This is a genomic window from Streptomyces sp. NPDC052107, assembly GCF_040680215.1.
Lineage (GTDB): Bacteria > Actinomycetota > Actinomycetes > Streptomycetales > Streptomycetaceae > Streptomyces.
Map to the genome: position 1 here is coordinate 1 of NZ_JBFAWG010000062.1, position 17714 is coordinate 17714.

Sequence of the window (17714 nt, forward strand, 5' to 3'; positions counted from 1 at the left end):
ACCTGGCAACTCGCCCCTGCCACCGCATAGCGAACAGGGGCTGCCCGGCCTACGGCCGGACAGCCCCTCACCAAGATCTTCATGAGCCTTCTAGGCTGAGGAGATGTTCGGTCCTGAAGGCCCCAGCCTGCGCGAACTCGCCGTGCAGGCGCTTTCGTCCGTCGAGCAAGGCTACGACCTGCTCGCCCCGAAGTTCGACCACACGCCCTTCCGGACGCCGGACGGCGTACTGGAATCCGTGGTGAAGGCGCTCACCCCGCTCGGCGCCTTCGAGGACGGGCTCGACCTGTGCTGCGGCACGGGCGCGGGCGTCGAGGTGCTGACCGGACTGTGCCGCCGGAGCGTCACCGGGGTCGACTTCAGCGCGGGCATGCTCGACATCGCCCGGCAGCGGGTGCGGCCCCTGGGCAGTCCCGGGGTCACCTGGATACGGGGCGACGCCCGGGCCCTGCCGTTCGCGGCCGCCTTCGATCTCGTGGTCTCCTTCGGGGCGTTCGGTCACTTCCTGCCACGCGAACTGCCGGGGCTGTTCGCCCAGGTCCACTCCGTCCTGCGGCCGGGCGGCCGGTTCGCCTTCCCGGTGCTCGCCCCGCCCCGTCCGACCCAGGCCGGCTTCTGGATGCTGCTCGGCTTCGACGCGGTGATGCGGGTGCGCAACGCGCTGTGGCGGCCGCCCTTCGTCATGTACTACCGGGCCTTCCGACTCGGCGGCGTGCTCGGCGAGTTGGACCGCGCCGGGTTCTCCGTCGAGCTGCACGCCCTGCCCGAGTTCGGATGCCGCGGCGACGGCAGCCCGCGGGCCCGGCTGGTGGTGGCCCGGCGGGCTCAGCCGGCCGCGGGCAGTGTGAACTCGTAGACCAGCGCGTCCCGTTCGGCGTCCACCACCAGATCGGTGATCTCCAGCGGCCGGGCGTACTGGTCGTGCACCCGCCGGGTCACCCGCACCGAGGAGGCGCCGTCGACCTGGGTGATGGCATCGCGGTGGTGCAGGGACAGGCCGGCCTTGCGCATCCAGTCGTAGGCCCGGCGCAGCTGCGCGGGGGTGCTGCCGTCGGCCCGGCCCCGGTAGCGGGCCAGCTCCGCGACCTCGGCCAGCGCCACCGCCGAGAACGACGTCACCGCCCTGCGCAGCGACCGGCCGTCCGGCGTGGCCGACCGGTAGCGGTGCACCAGCGTCGGCCGGTGCGGGGCGAGGCCCAGCGCCCGCGCGTGCTCCTCCGGCGGCGTCTCCCAGGTCACCGTGGCCCGGTCGACCGCGGACGGGTCCGCCGAGCGGGCGCCGAGCGGGAAGGCCGGCGTCCCCGGCGCCGCGACCGGCCGGGCGGGCAGCGTCGCATGGCTGCCCCGCCGGTCGGTGGCGACGGCACCGCTGCGCCGCAGCACCTCCAGCGCCTGCCGGACGGTCTCCCGGCTGACCTGGAAGTACGCGGCCAGGTGCCGCTCGCCCGGCAGGCGTTCACCCGGCGGTATGCTGCCGGCGCGCAGTTCGTCGAGGAGCAGCGCCGCGATCCGTCCGTACAGGGGCCGGTCGTCGCTCTGCGCGGGTTCGTGCGGGGTGGTGCGGGCCATGCCGCGCCCTCCTGTTGTGACAAGACGTAGTCGTGCGGGCTCGTTGCGCGACCACAATTAGCATTGGTCTAAACCACAAGGGAAGACCGGTCTGCCGGTTCGGCCGAAACCCACCCGCGCGATCACGCCGTCACAAGGCGCTGTACAGGGCGTCGATCAGCGCCATCTTCCGTGGGTCGTCGGCGATGCGCGGCCCCATCCGGTTCATCACGTACCCCAGCGACACGCCCGCCTCGGGGTCGGCGAGTCCGCACGAGCCACCGAAACCGTCATGACCGAAAGCCCGCGGATTCGGGCCGTACGACCCGTTCGACCCGCTCAGCCACAGGCCGAGCCCGATCTCGGTCTCGCCCTCCAAGCCCGCGCCCAGCACCAGATCGCGGCAGCTTCCCTGGCCCTCGCGCACCCGCTCCGCCGCCTCCGGCGACAGGATGCGCCGCCCGCCGTGGGAGCCGCGCCCGGCGAAGACGGCGTACAGCGCGGCGACGGCGCGTGCGGTGCCGTGCCCGTTCGCCGCGGGGATCTCCGCCGCGCGCCACTCGGGCGTGTTCGCCTCCGCCGCCCCGACCGCCGGATTGGTCAGCGCCGCCAGCGCGGCGGGCGTCAACTGGCTGAAGATCGCCGCCTGTTCACTGCGTGACGCGGTCGGCGGATGCACCATCTCGGCCGCCCGGCCCGCCTCCTTCGCCGGCAGCCCGACCGCGAAGTCGATCCCGAGCGGCCCGGTCACCTCCTGCTCCAGGAAGGCCCCCGGCCGCAGCCCCGAGATCCGCCGGACGACCTCGCCGACCAGGAAGCCGTACGTCAGCGCGTGGTACCCGGAGCGGGTGCCCGGCTCCCACCACGGCTCGGTCGCCGCCAGCCGGGCGGTCGTGAGCTCCCAGTCGTACAGGTCCGCCAGGGAGTGCGGCTCGCGCAGCCCGGACAGCCCGGCGCGGTGCGACAGCAGATGCCGTACGAGCACCTTCTCCTTGCCCGCCGCCGCGAATTCCGGCCAGTACACGGCCACGGGCGCGTCGAGGTCGAGCAGCCCCCGGTCGGCGAGCAGGTGCGCGCACAGCGCCACCGGGCCCTTGGTGGTGGACCACACGTTCACCAGCGTGTCCCGCTCCCACGGCCGGGTGCCGGCCGCGTCCGCCAGGCCGCCCCAGAGGTCCACCACCGTGGTGCCGTCGACGGTCACCGCCACCGCGGCGCCCAGTTCGCCCCGCTCCCGGAAGTTGTCCTCGAACGCCTCACGCACCGCCGCGAAGCGCGCGTCGCAGTGGCCGTGGACCTGTGTCTCGTGCGCGGACATGGGACCTCCGTCGTCGCCGGAAAGCCGGGCCGCGACGCTGCGACCCGGGTTCCCTGAACGTACCGACTGGTCGGACTGGAGGGAAGTGCCCGGCGGACACTCGCGCCCGCCCGCCGCCTCAGGCGTACGACCGCAGCCAGCGCAGCTTCTCCAGCTCGTGGAAGGGGCCGCCGCCCTCGTGGTCGTTGAAGTCGTAGACCTCGATCGCCTTGTCCTCGTGCGCCCAGGCGTTGAACGCGGCGAACACGGTCGACGGCGGGCAGGTCTGGTCCTCCAGCGCCGCCGAGAAGAGGGCCGGCGCCCGGCCGCGGGCCGCGAAGTGCACTCCGTCGAAGTAGGACAGCGTGCGCAGCACCTCCGCCGCGCGGCCGCGGTGCGTCTTGAGGAACAGGCCGATCTCGCGGTAGGGATGCCGGTCCGTCAGCGTGGTCGCGCGCGGGAAGTCGCACAGGAACGGCACGTCGGGCGCCACCGCGACCAGGTCCGGGACCAGACCGCCGACGGCCAGGGTGATGCCGCCGCCCTGGCTGGCGCCGAGCGCCACGGTACGCGCCGCGTCGGTCAGCGGATGCGAACGGGCCGCCTCGACGGCGCGTACGGCGTCCGTGAACACCCGGCGGTAGTAGTAGTTCTCGGGCGCGTCGACGCCCCGCGTCATGAAGCCGGGGTACGCCGGGGCCGCGCCGACGGGGTCCGCCGTGCCGCCCCCGGCGCCCCAGGCGCTGCCCTGGCCGCGGGTGTCCATCACGAAGTGCGCCCGGCCCGTCGAGGCCCACAGCAGGCTCTCGTGCGGCAGCCCGCGCCCGCCGCCGTAGCCGACGAACTCCACGACCAGCGGCAGCGGTTCGGTCGCGCCGGCCGGCAGCCGGAGCCAGCCCCTGACCGGGTGGCCGCCGAACCCGGCGAACGTCACGTCGTACACCTGGACCGTCGACAGCCCGGTGTCCACCGGCTCGAAGCGGGCGTGCAACTCGTGCTCGCGTGCCTCCTCCAGGGTCTTGTCCCAGAAGGCGTCGAAGTCCTCGGGCTCGGTGGAGGCGCTGCGGTGCTCGCGGAGTTGCTCCAGGGGCAGGTCGAACAGGGCCATCTACAACCACCTTTGCGAAGGGAGACTGCGTCAGCTCACCGTACGTGGGCGCCGGATGACTGACCAGTAAGCGGTTGCTCCCTCTCGGCGGCCGGGCACCTGTCACGCCCGCGGCTGGGTCCACCTCGGTCCCGTCCGCGCCCACTCCCGTTCCCACTCCGCGAGCCGGTGGCGCAGCGCGATCCGGCGCTCGACGGCGTGTCCGAGAAGCACGAAGGCCGCCGTACCGCCTGCCGCCACCAGCCCGACGGTCACCGTGTGCTGCCAGACCGCCGCGGCGTTCGGCGGCGGCGCGGCACTGCGGCCCCGGGCGTCGAGCCACACCGAGACCGTGTCACCGGTACGGGTCCCCGCCGTCACCCGGGCCCACGCGGTACGGGTCCCCTTGCCGGGCTCGGTCCAGCGGACGTGGGCGCGGTACGGATACGCGCGGTCGCCCTGCTCGCCGGGGAGCCGCTCGGGCGGGTCGCCGAACACCTGCGCGCGCACCTGGTGGCGCTCGGCCCGCTGGGTGGCCGCGACGCCCTGGGCCGTGTCATGCGCGCGCAGACCCGCGGCCACGCCGACCAGCGGTGTGACCACGAACAGAAGGACGGCGATGATGAGCACCGTCCATGCCTCCACGACATCCGAGTGGCGCCGCAACGGATTGCGCCGCCAGCGCCAGGCACGCACCCGGGTACGCATGTCCACCTCCTCGCCCCGTCGCAGCCGGAGAGCCGACGAGCCGGTACCTGAGGCCCGTCACTCCCTCCGCCGCTCACGCACACGAGCATCCACACCCGTCTCGTACCCCGTACGGAGCACCTCGCTCACGCCGCGAACCGCGAGTTCAAGCCCACCTGGAGCACGGAACGCGCCATGCGCCCCACGGTCGCGTGAACGACCCCGGCGCACGACCTGGACGGTCAGCCGAAGCGCTCGATCCGGATCCGGTCCACCGGCTGGCCCGCCGCGACCAGCAGCCTGGACGCGTGCTCGGCGAACCCGTTGGATCCGCACACATAGGCCTCCCACCCACCGGGAGGCTGCTCGGCCAGGAGCGGCACCACATGTGCGGTCGCCATACGTCCCACGGGCTCACCCTGTGGGGCGCTGCGAGTGAAGACGGGCGTGGTCTCCGGGCCCAGTTCGGCCGCGTAGATCAGCTCCTCGGGGCTGCGCGCGGACACCAGCATGCGCAGCGGCATGGTGAGACCGCGGTTGCGGTGGTGCCGCACCATCGACATCAGCGGGACGATCCCGGAGCCGGCGCCGACCAGCAGCGCGGGCCGGTCGCCTGGCCAGGCGAAGAAACCGCTCAGCGGCCCGCGCACCTCGACCGTGTCACCGGGGCGGGCGACCGTGTGGAACCAGCCGGAGACCTCGCCGTCCGGCACCTGGTCCAGGGTCAGCTCGATGTGCCCGGAGTCGTCCGGCGCCGACGCGATCGAGTAGTGGCGCTGGGCCACGTAACCGTCCGGCGCGGTCAGACGCAGCATCAGATGCTGGCCCGGCAGATGCCCCGCCCATCCCGGCACCGCCAGCCGGAAGGTGGCCACGCGCGGCGTCTCATGCCGGATCTCCACCACCGTCGCGAGCTGCCACACGGCCGCCACTCGATTGCTCACCTCGATGCGTCCGGGCACGGCGAAGCGCCTCGCGACGGCGGCGCCGGAGGACGGGGCGGCCGGGGCGAGGGCGGGCGCGGCCAGGAGCGCGGCCGTGTCGTGCGAGCGGGCAGCGAGGTCGGGGGCCGTGGCGGGTCCGGTCGGCTCAGAGGCCGTGGAGGGGGTGGCCGTATCCGGGGGCGGAGTCTTCGGGTTCTGGGTTGCCGCCCTGGCGGTCGGGCCCGCGGCAGGGGCGGCGGGGCTCGGGGCCGCAGCGCGGGCGGACTCGTCCGGCGCGCAGGCGGCCGCTTCCGGCGTCGTGGCGCCGGTGAACGGGGCCGAGGGCGTGGAGGGGGCGGCCGCGTCCTGGGCCGGAGTCTTCGGGTTCGTCGTCACCGTGTCAGTCACCGGAGTACCGCTGCTCCTCCCAGGGGTTGCCGCGTTCGTGGTAGCCGTTGCGTTCCCAGAAGCCCGGCTCGTCGTGGTCGAGGAGCGTGAGGCCGGCGATCCACTTGACGCTCTTCCAGAAGTAGAGGTGGGGCACCAGCAGCCGCGCCGGGCCGCCGTGCTCGGCCGGCAGCGGCTCGCCGTCGTACTCCCAGACGATCCAGGCCCGCCCGTCGGTGAGGTCGGCGAGCGGCAGGTTGGTGGTGTAGCCGGTGTGGGAGCGGGCGACCACATGGGTGGCGGACACATGGGGCCGCACCACATCGAAGAACGCGTCCAGCGAGACCCCGCCGAAACGCACGCCGAACTTCGACCAGCCGGTCACACAGTGGATGTCGCCGCCGTACGCCGACGCCGGCAGTGCGTGCGCCCCGTCCCAGTCCCAGGTGTGCGGCCGCTCGACCAGGCCGTCGATCCGGAAGGACCAGTCGGCCGGTGCGAGGTCGGGGGTGACCTCGGCGGACAGGACGGGCCAGTCCTCGCCCGCGTCGTACTGCCCCGGCGGCAGTCCCGGGTTGTGGACGCGCGGGCGGCCCGTGAAGCCTCGCGTAACGTTCATCCTTCAACCGTACGTTGTCCTTCCACGTGCTCCGTTCCTGGTCACCGCCCGTCAGGTCCGGATGATTGCGGATGGATGAACTCTTTCGGAGCCTGGGAATAGCTTCGCGGCGCTTCTCCTTTGCGCTCGATGCCGGCACCGGTACACCGGTGGCAGGGCAAGAGAAGCGAGGGAAAACAGCATGTCCAAGGCGTATGTCTACACGCGGCACGGGGGACCGGAGGCCGAGGCGCTGATCGATCTGGACCGCCCCGGTCCGGGCCCCGGCGAGATCCTGATCGCGGTCCGCGCGGCGGGCGTCAACCCCGTCGACTGGAAGCTGCGCCAGGGCTTCCGCCGCCCCGGCGAGGGCGAGCGGGTCTTTCCGGTGGTCTTCGGCAGCGAGGCCGCCGGCGTCGTCGCGGAGGTTGGTCCGGGAGTCACCGGCTTCGCCGCCGGCGACGAGGTGTTCGGCCCCGCCCATGGCGCATACGCCGAGTACGCCCTGCTCACCGCCGACGTGACCGCCCACAAACCCGCCGGGCTGTCCTTCCGTGACGCCGCCACCCTCCCGGTGGCCGCGGCCACCGCCTACGACGGCGTCCGCCAGCTCGACCTGCCCGGTGGCTCGACCCTGCTGGTGACGGGCGCGGGCGGCGGCGTCGGCAGTGCGGCCGTGCAGATCGCCCGCGTCTTCGGACTGCGGGTCGTGGGCGTGGCGAGCGAGGGCAAGAAGGAGTTCGTGGAGTCGTTGGGCGCGGTGCACGTCTCCTCCGGCCCCGATCTGGTCGAGCGGGTGCGGTCCGCCGCGCCGGACGGGATCGACGGGGTGTACGACCTGGTGGGCGGCCCGGTGCTCACCGAGGCCGCCGAACTGCTGAAGGACCGCGGCAAGCTGGTCACCGCGGGCTCGCCGCAGCAGGCCGTGGCCGCGCTCGGCGGCGCCGCCGTCCAGCGGGTCCGCACCGCCGCCGTCCTCGAGGCGGTGGCCGACCTCGCCGTACGCGGCGCCCTGAAGCCGCACATCACCCGCGCCTTCCCGCTGGAGCAGGCCGGCCAGGCGCTGCGCGCGGTCGAGGACGGGCACACCCTCGGCAAGATCGTGATCGAGGTGGCCGCGTGAGTCTCATAGCCGGAGCGGGCGTCGGCGACGGGCCCGCCGCCGACGCCCCGCACGTCCTCGACAACCCCGCCCTCGCCTCCCTGACCGGACCGCACGCCCAATTCGCCGAGCGGCGTGGCCGCGTGCTGCGTTACCCCGCCGAGGTCTCTCCCTGGCTGGCGCTGCCCGACGAACCGGACGCGCGGGACTGGGCGGACCTGGCCGCGCTGGCCGGTCCCGGCGCGGAGATCCCGCTGCCGGGCTACCGCGGCGAGGTGCCGGACGGCTGGGAGATCACCTTCCGGATCGACGGCGTGCAGTTCGTGGACGACGGCCTCGCCGCCGCGCCGGACGCGGAGGCGGTGCGCCTCGGCCCGGCGGACGTACCCGAGATGCTCGACCTCGTGGCCCGCACCCGGCCCGGACCATTCCTGCCGCGCACCGTCGAACTCGGCGCCTACCTCGGCATCCGCCGTGCCGGCGCGCTGATCGCCATGGCGGGGGAGCGGCTCCACCCGCCGGGCTTCACCGAGATCAGCGCGGTCTGCACCGACCCCGCCTTCCGCGGCGAAGGCCTCGCCACCCGGCTGATCCTCGCGGTCGCGCACGGCATACGGGAGCGCGGCGAGACGCCCTTCCTGCACACGAGCGCCCAGAACACGGGCGCGATCCGGCTCTACGAGTCCCTGGGCTTCCGGCTGCGCCGCCGTACGGCGTTCCTCGCGGCGCGCGCCCCGGAACTGCCGGCCGACGAGCGGGCCGCGGTCCCGGTGGCCTGATCGTCACGGGCTGGGGCGCAGCCCTGTCCCGGTGATCCTCAGTCGGCCCCGGTCCCACCCGGACCCGCGTTGTACCGCACCAGGTAGGCCGCGAAGCGCACCAGGTCCTCCTCCGGCCAGCCGGCGAGCCGCGCGCGGAACGCGGTCCGGCGGCTGCGGGTGACCTGGGCGAGGATCTCCCGGCCGGCCTCCGTCAGATGCAGCACCTGGACCCGGTGGTCCTCCGGGTCCAGGCGGCGCTCGATCAGCCCGGCTCGCTCCAGTGCGGCCACCTGGCGGCTGACCGTGGACTTGTCCAGCGCGTAGTGGGCGGCGAGATCCGTCGCCCGGCAGCCGTCGCGCTCTTCCAGGTGGCTGAGCAGGGTGTACGACACCAGGGACAGCTCGGGGTGCATACGGCCCGCCGAGGCGCGGGCCCGGCGCGCGAAGACGGTCATCTCGCGCTGGATCGTCTCGACGGCCGACTCCGCTGCGCTCACGGGATACCTCCTCCGGCGGCTAGTTGTATAGTACAACTAGAAGTGAAAGTTGTATAAGCCAACCTTTGGGGGTTCGCGCGCGATGAGGTCACCGGCACTGCGCCATGTGCTCACGCACCTGATCACCCCGCTGCTGATGTGCGTGGGCATGGGGCTCGCGTACATGGGGGCCTTCGTGACCCCGGAGCCGCACCACCTGCCGGTCGCCGTCGTCGGCAGCGCCCCGCAGGCCAAGGTCTTCGCCCAGACGGTCAAGGACACCGCCGGGGACAAGCTCGACGTCCGCACGGTCGCGACCCGCGCCGACGCCGTCGACCTGCTGAAGGCCCGCGATGTGACCGGCGCCTATGTACCGAGCGCCAAGGCGCCCGAGCTGCTGGTGGCGAGCGCCGCCTCCGACATGGGCGCGACGGCCGTCGAGAAGGTCTTCACGCCGGTCGCCGCCGAGGAGGGCGTGCCGCTGAAGGTCACCGACGTGGCCGAGCCGGTCGCCGACGACCCCACAGGCCAGGGCCTGTTCTTCCTGCTGATCGCCCTCAGCATCGGCTCCTACGCCTCGGTCGCCGCCCTCGGTGCCGCGGGCGCCGCCCTCTCGATGCGGGTACGGGCGCTGCTCACGCTCGGTGTCTCCGCCGCCGTCAGCGGCATCGGAGCGCTGCTCGCGGGACCGGTGTTCCACCTCGCCCACCACGATCTCGCGGGCGTGTGGGGCATGGCCTGGCTGTACTCGGCCGGCATCCTCTTCATCGGCGTCGGCCTGCACACCTTCCTCAAGCGGTGGACCACGCTCACCATGATGGTGCTGTTCGTGATGCTCAACTTCACCAGCTCCGGCGGCTTGTTCCGCCCCGAGCTGCAGAACGGCTTCTTCGGCACGCTGCACGCCTTCTGGAACGGCGCCGGCTTCGTCGAGGGCGTCCGCAGCCTGCTGTACTTCGGCGACGGCGGTCTGTCGCGCAACGTGTCGACACTCGTGGTCTGGCTGCTGGTGGGCCTGGTCGTGACGGGGATCGCCGCCCTGTACGAGCGTCCCCGCCGGGCCCGGCACGCGGTCGGCCACACCGGCACCCCCACGACCGAGACCGAGGCGACTGCCTCGCCCGCCGTGCTGCCGACCGAGCGGGAAGCGGCGCGGGCGGCCGAGGAGGAGGCCGAGGAGGAGGCCGAGGAAACGGTCGGCGTCTGACCCGATGCCGTCCAGGACGGGGAGCACGCCCGGCGACGGGCGTACTCCCGGCCGGCGCCTCACCGGACAAGCCTCTGCCGGTACTTCGATGGAGTGGGCTTCCTGTCCGCGCCTTCGCCCGTCACCCCGCAGCCGACCCGAGCGTCACCACCCGCGCCCACGCCGGCGGCGTGTCCGGCTGGTAGTCGGGGCGGTTCTCGTCGTACGAGCCACCGGCCCGCGGAAACAGTCCCACCACCGTCCGACATGACGGCCGTTCGTCCGGCCACGGCGTCTGACCGTCGGTCAGGACCACCACCGCGTCAGGTCGCGTGCGCAGTGCGCGGGCGAACCCCGTGCGCAGATCCGTCCCGCCGCCGCCCACCAGCTCGATGCCCTCCGTCCGGCACAGCGGCTGCACGGTCTGGGCCGCGGCATCGCAGGACAGTACGGAGACCAGGTCCCGCCGGCCGCCCACGGCCCGGCAGATCGCGGTCACCTCCAGCAGCGCGCTGCCCAGTTCGGCGTCGCTGACCGACCCCGAGGTGTCGATGACGACGCACACCCGGGGCGGCCGGCGCCGCAGACTCGGCAGCACGACCCCGGGCAGCGCGACCGAACGCCGCGCCGGCCGGCCGTAGCTGTAGTCCTCGCGCACACCCGGAGCGGAGACCGCCGACCGCAGGGCCGAGCCCAGCAACTGCCGCCATGGTTGCGGCGGATGGAACACCTCCTCCGCCCACCGCCGCCAGCCCTGCGGGGCGCTGCCCGGATGGCCCTTGATGCCCTGCGCCACCCGGAACCGGATCGCGTCCCGCTCCTGCTCGCTCAGCCCGTGCGCGCCGTCCGGCCCCAGCTCCCAGCCCCGGTCCCGCCCGTCGGCGCCGCTGCCGCAGTCCAGCCAGGCCAGTCGTTCAAGCCGCGACCCGAGCCGGAACCGCCGCAGGTAGTCCTCCATGAGCTCGCCCGGGCGCAGCCCCAACGTCCCTGGCGTCACGGCGTCTTCGGGGCGCACCAGCCCGTCGCCGTACACGTCGTCGTTGATCTCGCAGTCGGCGGCGATGTTCATCCGCAGCCGTTCCGCCGGCCCGGTCAGCTGGTGCTCGCGGGCGAACCGGTCGCTGCGCCCGTGATGGTCGCGCAGCAGATGCGCCACCTCGTGCACCCACACCGCCGCCAGTTCCGCCACCGGTGTGCGATCCACGAACGCCGGGGAGACATAGCACCGCCAGTACCGGTCGACGCCCATCGTCGGAACCGCCCGCGACTCCACCGGCCGCAGCGCGAACAGGGCCGTCGCCAGATACGGCCGGGCCCGGGCCGCGTGCAGCCGCGCGGCGAACAGCTTGCCGCGGTCCAGCGCGCCGGGCGCGTCCGCCGTCATCGGCGTGCCCCGGCGACGCGGGCGGCCTGCTCGGCCCGCCGGGACAGCGACACCACTCCGGCCAGCCGCTCGACCGCCGCCGGCACGTCCCAGTCCTCCCGGCGCAGAGCGGCCAGCGTGGTCGCCCGGACGACCACCACGTCCGGTGCCCCGGTCTCCATCGCCCGCACCAGCACGGCCCAGGCCGCGTCCCAGCGCGACCGCTCGGGGCGTTTGCGGACCGCGTCCACCACGCCGTCGAGCACGGCCTGCCGGAGATCCCCGCGCTCGGGCAGTTCGGCACCCGCCGGGTCGGCGAGCAGCGTCTCGGGGTCGGGCAGGTCCATCCGGTCCAGGCTCGCCAGCAGTTCGAGCCCGGGGCCGTCTCCCACGGTGCCCCGGACCAGCAGTGACAGCACGTCCCGCGACGAGCCGGCGGCGGTCGCGAAGGCGATCAGCCGCAGCGTCGCCTCCCAGCTCCGGGGCGACGGCCATGCGCCGCCCCGGCGGCTCTCGCCGCTCGGCAGCCGGTGCACCAACCCCGGCCGTGCGACGAGGAATGCGCACACCGCACGGCGGGCGAAGGCCACGGCCTCGGCCAGCCGCTCCGGGGCGAGCCGGGGCAGGGTCGCGCACGGCCAGGTCCCGCCGAGGCCCCGTACGACGACGTCGTGGTCGTGGGCCCACTGCAGGTGCACGAAACGGTTGGCCAGCGGCGGGCTCAGCTCCCAGCCGTCGGCCGCCGAGGAGCGCGGGTTGGCGGCGGCCACGATCCGCACCCCGGGCGGCAGCCGCAGCGCGCCGATCCGTCGCTCCAGCACGAGCCGCAGCAGGGCCGCCTGCACCGCCGGGGGAGCGGTGGACAGCTCGTCCAGGAACAGCAGTCCCCGCCCGGCCCGTACGAGCCGCACCGCCCAGTCCGGCGGGGCCATCGGGACGCCCTGCACCGCCGGATCGTCTCCCACGACGGGCAGGCCGGAGAAGTCGGACGGCTCGTGGACGCTCGCGATCACGGTCGTCAACGGCAGGTCCAGGGCGGCGGCCAGCTGGGTCAGCGCCGCCGTCTTGCCGATGCCCGGCTCGCCCCACAGCAGCACCGGAAGATCGGCGGCCACGGCCAGGGTGAGCGCCTCCAGCTGCACGTCGGAGCGCGGTTCGGTGGTCGTGTCGCGGAGCAAGTCCAACAGGGCTTCGGCGACGTCGAGTTGAGGGGAGAGGGAGAGGGGAGCGGTGGCAGCAGTCATGTGGGATCACCTGAGGGGCGTGAAGAAGGGCGTGAAGTCGTGGAAGAGAAAGGACGTTCAGAAGAAGGTGACGGTGCGGGACTGCCGTCGGGTGGGACGGCGGCTTCGGCCGGTGCGGCGGCTCGGGCCGGTGCAGGTGCCGCCGGGGCCGGTCAGACCGGCCCGGTACAGCCCGTAGGCGATACGCCGCTCGGCGGCCGCCGTGAGCTCGTCCCGCAGCGGTCCCCCGCGCAGCACCGCGCCGGGGCCCAGCAGCCCCTCGACCACGGCGAGGGCGCCTTCGGTGTCCCCGTGGTCCAGCCGTTCCCGCACACCGGAGAGGCAGTCGGGGCGCCGGTGCGCCTCATCGATGACCCGTAGACAGGGCAGTGGCGGCCCGCCGAGCGCGGCGAGCAGTTCCTCGCGCCGGATCTCGTCCGGATCGTGGTCCAGCGGTACCAGGACGCCGTCGACCAGGCCGATCCGGTGCGTGGCTCCCCGGCACTCCACCCGACGCGCCTGCTCCACCGGATCCGGATCGCGGACCACACCGGGCGCCGTGTGGCCGGGTACCAGCGCGGCGGCGACCAGGGGATGCAGCCGGTCCGCACCGAGCAGCCCGGCACGCAGCAACTCCAGGTCGGGCGCCACCCAGGTCGCCGCATCGGGCAGCACCGGCACGGCGGACAGGCCGCCCGGCGGAAGCTCGTCGACGATCCGCAGGCTCGGCGCACCGCCGCGGCCCGCGACCTGGTACGGGAGCCCGGCCGCGCCTGGCGGCCCGTCGGACGGGCCGGCCTCGCGCCGGTACTCGGCCGGATTCGGGGCGTCGCCCTCGTCCGCGAGGTGATGCGGTCGGCCACGGCGCCGGGGTCCGGCCGCGTCCGTGGGCCGTTCGGCCGGGTCGGCCCCGCGTCGGTTCTCGGCGGCGTCACCCCCGTCCGCGACGTGGTGCGGTCGGCCACGGTGCCGCGGCCCGGCCAGGCCTGGCGGCCCGTCGGCCGGGTCGGCCCCGCGCCGGTTCTCGGCCGGATCCGGCGCGTCACCCCCGTCCGCCGCCACCGTCAGCACCAGTCGGCGACGGCCGCCTAGTCGTACGGCGAAGGTTCCGCCGGAGTGTCCTTCGGCGCGCAGCAGGATGGCCGCCTCGGCCGCCCACCGGCCGACGGCACAGCCCTGCCCCGGCGTGACGAGACCCAGCGGATCGCGGTCAGGTGGCGCGGGACCGCCGGCGCCCGACCGGTCGCGCAGCTCGCCGGCCCTGCTCGCGTCCCACAGATGCCGGTGCAGATCGAGCCGGTAGCGGCGGTTCGGGCGGGGATGCGGATGGCGGCCGGCGGGCGCCTCGGCCGGATCGAACAGGGCGAGGCTGATCCGCTGGCCGGCGTCCGCCCAGGCCGGTGGGGTACGGGCCACGAGATGCAGCGGGCCGGCCCGGCCGGGCCGCTCGTACCGGGCCAGGGTCAGGGTCAGGCCGGGGCGCAGCAGCCCGTCGGGCGCGATCCTCGGCATGTGCCAGCGCAGCAGGTCCGGGGCGAGACGGCGGAGGTCGGCGCGGAGCCGGACCGCGATCTCCCGGCCGTGGGCGCGGGCGACGGAACGCAGATCGAGGTCGACGTCGATCCGGGCGGCGGCGCAGGCCCCCGCCCAGTCCCCGGCGGCGCGGCGGCCGGTGGCGAGCTCGATCATGGATGGTGGCACGGCGTAGGTCCGTACGCGCAGCCACAAGGAAAGCCGGGATTCCCCGTACGCGGTGGAAGGGAGCATCAGCGCTCACCTTGCGCGGACGGGACCCCCGTTCTCTGCGAGGCGTGAGTCGTCATCGTGGCGAGCGTAGCCGCCCGCCCGGCACCGCGCCACGTGTTTTTCCTGCAGGAAACCGGGCGCGCACCTTGGGGTATGGTGGCCGTCCGGTCGCGGACGGTGCACCGGCAACGGTGACCGCGAGAGCGCCCTGAAGTCCCGCGCTCCGAAAGGCTTTCGGCCCTCCATGTCTTCTCCTGGTCCCCTGTCGTCCTCGTCCCCCGCCGCCCTCGTCTCGGCGCTCCGCGCCGCCGGGTGTGTCTTCGCCGAGGACGAGGCGGAGCTGATCCTCGCCACCGCGCGCACGCCCGAGGAAGCGGCCTCGATGGTGGAAAAGCGCGCCGCCGGGCACCCACTCGAACACATCCTGGGCTGGGCCGAGTTCCACGGAGTGCGGGTCACGGTGGAACCGGGGGTGTTCGTCCCCCGCCGCCGTACCGAGTTCCTGGTCGACCAGGCGCTGGCCCAGGCGCCGCGGGCGGGCGTCGTCGTGGACCTGTGCTGTGGCTCCGGGGCGCTCGGCGCGGCCCTCGCCGCCGCCCTGGACGGAGCCGAGGTGCACGCGGCCGACATCGACCCGGCCGCCGTACGCTGTGCCTCGCGCAACCTCGCGGCCTTCGACGGCCGGGCCCACCAGGGCGACCTCTACGACTCCCTGCCCACCGCGCTGCGCGGCCGCGTCGGCATCCTGACCGCCAACGTGCCGTACGTCCCCACCGCCGAGCTCCCCCTGCTGCCGGCCGAGGCCCGCGACCACGAACCGCGCGTCGCCCTGGACGGCGGCGCCGACGGCCTGGACGTGCTGCGCCGCGTGGCCGCCGGGGCGCCCGAGTGGCTCGCACCGGGCGGCTGTCTGCTGGCCGAGACCAGCGAACGCCAGGCACCGGCCGCCGAACAGGCCTTCGCCGCCGCGGGCCTGACGGCCCGTCTGGAGGTGTCGGAGGAGCTGTGCGCGCACGTGGTGATCGGCGTACTTCCCTAACCGTCAGGGCAGTTCCTGCGCCCGCGCGATGAGCAGGGCGACGTCGTCGTGGTTGTCGGGGTGGTGCAGGGTCCGCAGCAGGAAGTCGCAGGTCTCCTCCAGGGGTCGGGCCGGGTCGTCGAGCAGCGACAGCAGGAAGTCCAGGCGCTCGTCCAGGGAGTGGCAGCGGGTCTCCACCAACCCGTCGGTGTAGAAGACGAGTTCGTCGCCGGGCTCGAAGTCGACGGTGACGGTGGAGAATGCGACCCCGCCCACGCCCAGCGGCACCCCGGTCGGCAGCTCGAGCAGTTCCGGCGGCCGGCCCGGGCGGAGACGAGCCGGCGGCAGATGGCCGGCGTTGGCGATCCGGCACTCCCGCAGATGCGGATCGTGCACGGCGTACAGGCACGTCGCGATGGAGTGGTCCAGGGCCGACGTCGTCTTGTCCAGATGCTCAAGCAGCAGCGCCGGGTCGAGGTCCAGGGCGGCCAGCGTGGTGGTCGCCGTGCGCAGCCGGCCCATGGTCGCGGCCGCGCTGAGCCCACTGCCCATCACATCGCCCACCACGAGCGCGGTCTTGCCGCCCTCCAGCGGAATGACGTCGAACCAGTCGCCGCCGACCTCGCTGGTGGCTCCGGCGGGCTGGTAGCGGGAGGCCACCTCCAGGCCGGTCGTCTCCGGCGGCCGGCTGGGCAGCAGACTGCGCTGCAGGGTGAGGGCGGTGTTGCGGGCGTTCTGGTACCAGCGCGCGTTGTCGATCTGCACGGCCGCGCGGGCGGCCAGCTCCCGGGCGAGCAGGACGTCGTCCTCGTCGAACGGCGCCGGATTGCGGGTGCGTTTGAGGTCCAGGGCGCCGAGCACCTCGCCGCGCGCGATCAGCGGCACGGCGAGATACGAGTGCAGTCCCGCGCGGCCCAGCAGTTCGGCCGACTCGGGGGAGCGGGCGATGCGCGGCAGGTCCTCGTCCTTCACCTGCGGCACCAGCACCACCTCGCCCGAGCGCACGCACTCGGTGACCAGCCGGTCGGGTCCGTACCGCGCGATCAGGCCGGGCGAGTCGGCGGCCCGTACCGCGTCCGAGTCGTCCTGCGGACGCACCGCGAGGGCCCGGATCATCGCCGGCTCCGACGGTCCCAGCGTGCTGCGCCGGCCCTCCACCACCGAGTCCAGCAGGTCCACGGCGGCCAGGTCGGCGAGTTCCGGTACGGCGACCTCGGCCAGCTCACAGGCGGTGCGGTCCAGGTCGAGCGTCGTACCGATCCGGGCGGAGGCGTCGGCGATGACCGCGAGCCGGCGCCGTGCGGCCTCCGCCTCCAGGGAGGCCCGGTGCTGCTCGGTGATGTCGACGACCGAGACCGCGACGCCGAGCACATTGCCCATGGCGTCGTCGAGCCGGTACAGCGAATGCGCCCAGGTGTGGTCCTCGTCCGGGTCGGCGGGGGTACGGCCGACCAGCGTGTTGTCGATGACCGGCACACCGGTCTCCAGCACCCGCCGGGCGTCGGTCTCCACCGGCTCGGAGTCCAGCGTGGGCAGCACCTCGCGCAGCGTCCGTCCCACGTGGTCGGCGGCCGGCACCCCGTTGATCGTCTCCAGGGCCGGGTTGACCGAGACGAACCGCAGCTCGGTGTCCAGGACGGCGTAACCGATCGGCGACTGCTTCACCATCCGCTCGGAGAGCGCCACGTCCTGCTCCAGGCGCCGTACGGTCGACTGGTCGGCGCACAGCCCGAGCGCGTACACGTCACCGCGGTCGTCCAGCAGCCGCATGTTGCGGAACTCCACCAGGCGGGTGCTGCCGTCCTTGTGCCGGATCGGGAAGCCGCCGGCCCAGCTCTGCCCGGTGCGCATCACATCGGCGAAGAGCTTGCCGACCAGCTCGAAGTGCCGTTCGTGCACCATGAGCCGGGCCGCGTACTGGCCGAGGGCCTCGCCCGCGCTGTACCCGAACAGCTCCTCCGCCTGCGGGCTCCACAGCACGATCCGCCCGGTGGTGTCCAGCACCACCGAAGCCACGCTCAGCACATCGAGCAGGCCGCCCGGCCGCACCGGCCCGCGCACGGGCTCGCCGCCCTCCGTCACCGGAGCCTCGGCTGCACTCATGCCATGCACCGCCTTCGCCCGTCCGCACGGCACGCCGTCCCCCGTGCCGACTCCCCTTGATCCACCGCGCTCACACCCGACTCTCCGACGCCGTGCCGGTTACCTCCACCATCTCTCACCACAGCGGTGCACGTCCGCCGAAGCCGTCACGCCGGGACGGGACTCCTTTCCCGGACATCCTGCACGCCCGTTCGGCGGACGGGGAGAGT

16 protein-coding genes are annotated in these 17714 nt (G+C 74.0%); 5 read left to right on the plus strand and 11 right to left on the minus strand.

Annotated elements, in window-relative coordinates; all coding sequences use genetic code 11:
- Positions 1 to 103: 103 nt before the first annotated feature.
- Entirely contained in the window at positions 104 to 856 is a 753-nt protein-coding gene (locus AB0M27_RS36260; protein WP_365728404.1) for a class I SAM-dependent methyltransferase, read from the plus strand.
- Here the strand turns inward: AB0M27_RS36260 and AB0M27_RS36265 are convergent.
- The 6 genes from AB0M27_RS36265 to AB0M27_RS36290 form a co-directional block, all read right to left on the minus strand.
- A complete protein-coding gene (locus tag AB0M27_RS36265; RefSeq protein ID WP_365728406.1) occupies positions 826 to 1569 on the minus strand; it encodes a GntR family transcriptional regulator in 744 nt (247 codons plus the stop codon). The two genes, AB0M27_RS36260 and AB0M27_RS36265, sit on opposite strands and share 31 nt — an antisense overlap.
- A 130-nt stretch (positions 1570 to 1699) precedes the next feature.
- Complete coding sequence (locus tag AB0M27_RS36270) at positions 1700 to 2866, minus strand: serine hydrolase domain-containing protein (protein WP_365728407.1); 1167 nt, start codon at positions 2864 to 2866, stop codon at positions 1700 to 1702.
- Between the two features lie 118 nt (positions 2867 to 2984).
- A complete protein-coding gene (locus AB0M27_RS36275; protein WP_365728409.1) occupies positions 2985 to 3953 on the minus strand; it encodes an acetylxylan esterase in 969 nt (322 codons plus the stop codon).
- Positions 3954 to 4055: 102 nt separating this feature from the next.
- Positions 4056 to 4640 carry a hypothetical protein gene (locus AB0M27_RS36280; RefSeq protein WP_365728411.1) on the minus strand — a complete coding sequence of 195 codons (585 nt, stop codon included), beginning with the start codon at positions 4638 to 4640 and terminating at the stop codon, positions 4056 to 4058.
- A gap of 221 nt (positions 4641 to 4861) precedes the next feature.
- On the minus strand, positions 4862 to 5581 hold the full coding sequence (locus AB0M27_RS36285; RefSeq protein WP_365728466.1) for a ferredoxin reductase: 720 nt from the start codon (positions 5579 to 5581) through the stop codon (positions 4862 to 4864).
- A 361-nt stretch (positions 5582 to 5942) separates the two neighbouring features.
- Positions 5943 to 6548, minus strand: a complete 606-nt coding sequence (locus AB0M27_RS36290) for a sulfite oxidase-like oxidoreductase (RefSeq protein ID WP_365728413.1) — start codon at positions 6546 to 6548, stop codon at positions 5943 to 5945.
- A 181-nt stretch (positions 6549 to 6729) separates the two neighbouring features.
- Between AB0M27_RS36290 and AB0M27_RS36295 the strand changes: the two genes are divergently transcribed.
- Together AB0M27_RS36295 and AB0M27_RS36300 are read left to right on the plus strand one after the other, a co-directional pair.
- A complete protein-coding gene (locus tag AB0M27_RS36295) occupies positions 6730 to 7650 on the plus strand; it encodes an NADP-dependent oxidoreductase (protein WP_365728415.1) in 921 nt (306 codons plus the stop codon).
- Positions 7647 to 8408, plus strand: a complete 762-nt coding sequence (locus AB0M27_RS36300; protein WP_365728417.1) for a GNAT family N-acetyltransferase — start codon at positions 7647 to 7649, stop codon at positions 8406 to 8408. The genes AB0M27_RS36295 and AB0M27_RS36300 overlap by 4 nt, the downstream gene beginning before the upstream one ends.
- Positions 8409 to 8446: 38 nt before the next feature.
- On the opposite strand, the gene AB0M27_RS36305 is transcribed toward AB0M27_RS36300, so the two are convergent.
- Positions 8447 to 8845 (minus strand): MarR family winged helix-turn-helix transcriptional regulator, encoded by a 399-nt coding sequence (locus AB0M27_RS36305; RefSeq protein ID WP_365728468.1) that lies wholly within the window; start codon positions 8843 to 8845, stop codon positions 8447 to 8449.
- 124 nt (positions 8846 to 8969) lie between these two features.
- Here AB0M27_RS36305 and AB0M27_RS36310 point away from each other — a divergent pair, with 124 nt between their 5' ends.
- On the plus strand, positions 8970 to 10073 hold the full coding sequence (locus AB0M27_RS36310; RefSeq protein WP_365728419.1) for a hypothetical protein: 1104 nt from the start codon (positions 8970 to 8972) through the stop codon (positions 10071 to 10073).
- Between the two features lie 121 nt (positions 10074 to 10194).
- On the opposite strand, the gene AB0M27_RS36315 is transcribed toward AB0M27_RS36310, so the two are convergent.
- From AB0M27_RS36315 to AB0M27_RS36325, 3 genes are read right to left on the minus strand one after another with little or no spacing between them, the layout of a single operon-like run.
- The gene (locus AB0M27_RS36315; protein ID WP_365728421.1) at positions 10195 to 11436 is read right to left on the minus strand and encodes a VWA-like domain-containing protein; all 1242 of its coding nucleotides are present in this window, start codon (positions 11434 to 11436) and stop codon (positions 10195 to 10197) included.
- A complete protein-coding gene (locus tag AB0M27_RS36320; protein WP_365728423.1) occupies positions 11433 to 12659 on the minus strand; it encodes an AAA family ATPase in 1227 nt (408 codons plus the stop codon). Before AB0M27_RS36320 ends, AB0M27_RS36315 begins: the two co-directional genes overlap by 4 nt.
- Before the next feature lie 57 nt (positions 12660 to 12716).
- On the minus strand, positions 12717 to 14405 hold the full coding sequence (locus AB0M27_RS36325; protein ID WP_365728425.1) for a hypothetical protein: 1689 nt from the start codon (positions 14403 to 14405) through the stop codon (positions 12717 to 12719).
- A gap of 223 nt (positions 14406 to 14628) precedes the next feature.
- Here AB0M27_RS36325 and AB0M27_RS36330 point away from each other — a divergent pair, with 223 nt between their 5' ends.
- Complete coding sequence (locus AB0M27_RS36330; RefSeq protein ID WP_365728427.1) at positions 14629 to 15423, plus strand: putative protein N(5)-glutamine methyltransferase; 795 nt, start codon at positions 14629 to 14631, stop codon at positions 15421 to 15423.
- A 3-nt stretch (positions 15424 to 15426) separates the two neighbouring features.
- On the opposite strand, the gene AB0M27_RS36335 is transcribed toward AB0M27_RS36330, so the two are convergent.
- Positions 15427 to 17505 carry a SpoIIE family protein phosphatase gene (locus tag AB0M27_RS36335; protein WP_365728429.1) on the minus strand — a complete coding sequence of 693 codons (2079 nt, stop codon included), beginning with the start codon at positions 17503 to 17505 and terminating at the stop codon, positions 15427 to 15429.
- Positions 17506 to 17714 lie beyond the last annotated feature (209 nt).

Coding starts and splice junctions, on each gene's coding strand:
- AB0M27_RS36260 (WP_365728404.1), top strand. CDS start 104: ATGTTCGGTCCTGAAGGCCCCAGCCTGCGCGAACTCGCCGTGCAGGCG.
- AB0M27_RS36265 (WP_365728406.1), bottom strand. CDS start 1,569: ATGGCCCGCACCACCCCGCACGAACCCGCGCAGAGCGACGACCGGCCC.
- AB0M27_RS36270 (WP_365728407.1), bottom strand. CDS start 2,866: ATGTCCGCGCACGAGACACAGGTCCACGGCCACTGCGACGCGCGCTTC.
- AB0M27_RS36275 (WP_365728409.1), bottom strand. CDS start 3,953: ATGGCCCTGTTCGACCTGCCCCTGGAGCAACTCCGCGAGCACCGCAGC.
- AB0M27_RS36280 (WP_365728411.1), bottom strand. CDS start 4,640: ATGCGTACCCGGGTGCGTGCCTGGCGCTGGCGGCGCAATCCGTTGCGG.
- AB0M27_RS36290 (WP_365728413.1), bottom strand. CDS start 6,548: ATGAACGTTACGCGAGGCTTCACGGGCCGCCCGCGCGTCCACAACCCG.
- AB0M27_RS36295 (WP_365728415.1), top strand. CDS start 6,730: ATGTCCAAGGCGTATGTCTACACGCGGCACGGGGGACCGGAGGCCGAG.
- AB0M27_RS36305 (WP_365728468.1), bottom strand. CDS start 8,845: ATGACCGTCTTCGCGCGCCGGGCCCGCGCCTCGGCGGGCCGTATGCAC.
- AB0M27_RS36310 (WP_365728419.1), top strand. CDS start 8,970: ATGAGGTCACCGGCACTGCGCCATGTGCTCACGCACCTGATCACCCCG.
- AB0M27_RS36315 (WP_365728421.1), bottom strand. CDS start 11,436: ATGACGGCGGACGCGCCCGGCGCGCTGGACCGCGGCAAGCTGTTCGCC.
- AB0M27_RS36320 (WP_365728423.1), bottom strand. CDS start 12,659: ATGACTGCTGCCACCGCTCCCCTCTCCCTCTCCCCTCAACTCGACGTC.
- AB0M27_RS36325 (WP_365728425.1), bottom strand. CDS start 14,405: ATGCTCCCTTCCACCGCGTACGGGGAATCCCGGCTTTCCTTGTGGCTG.
- AB0M27_RS36330 (WP_365728427.1), top strand. CDS start 14,629: ATGTCTTCTCCTGGTCCCCTGTCGTCCTCGTCCCCCGCCGCCCTCGTC.
- AB0M27_RS36335 (WP_365728429.1), bottom strand. CDS start 17,505: ATGAGTGCAGCCGAGGCTCCGGTGACGGAGGGCGGCGAGCCCGTGCGC.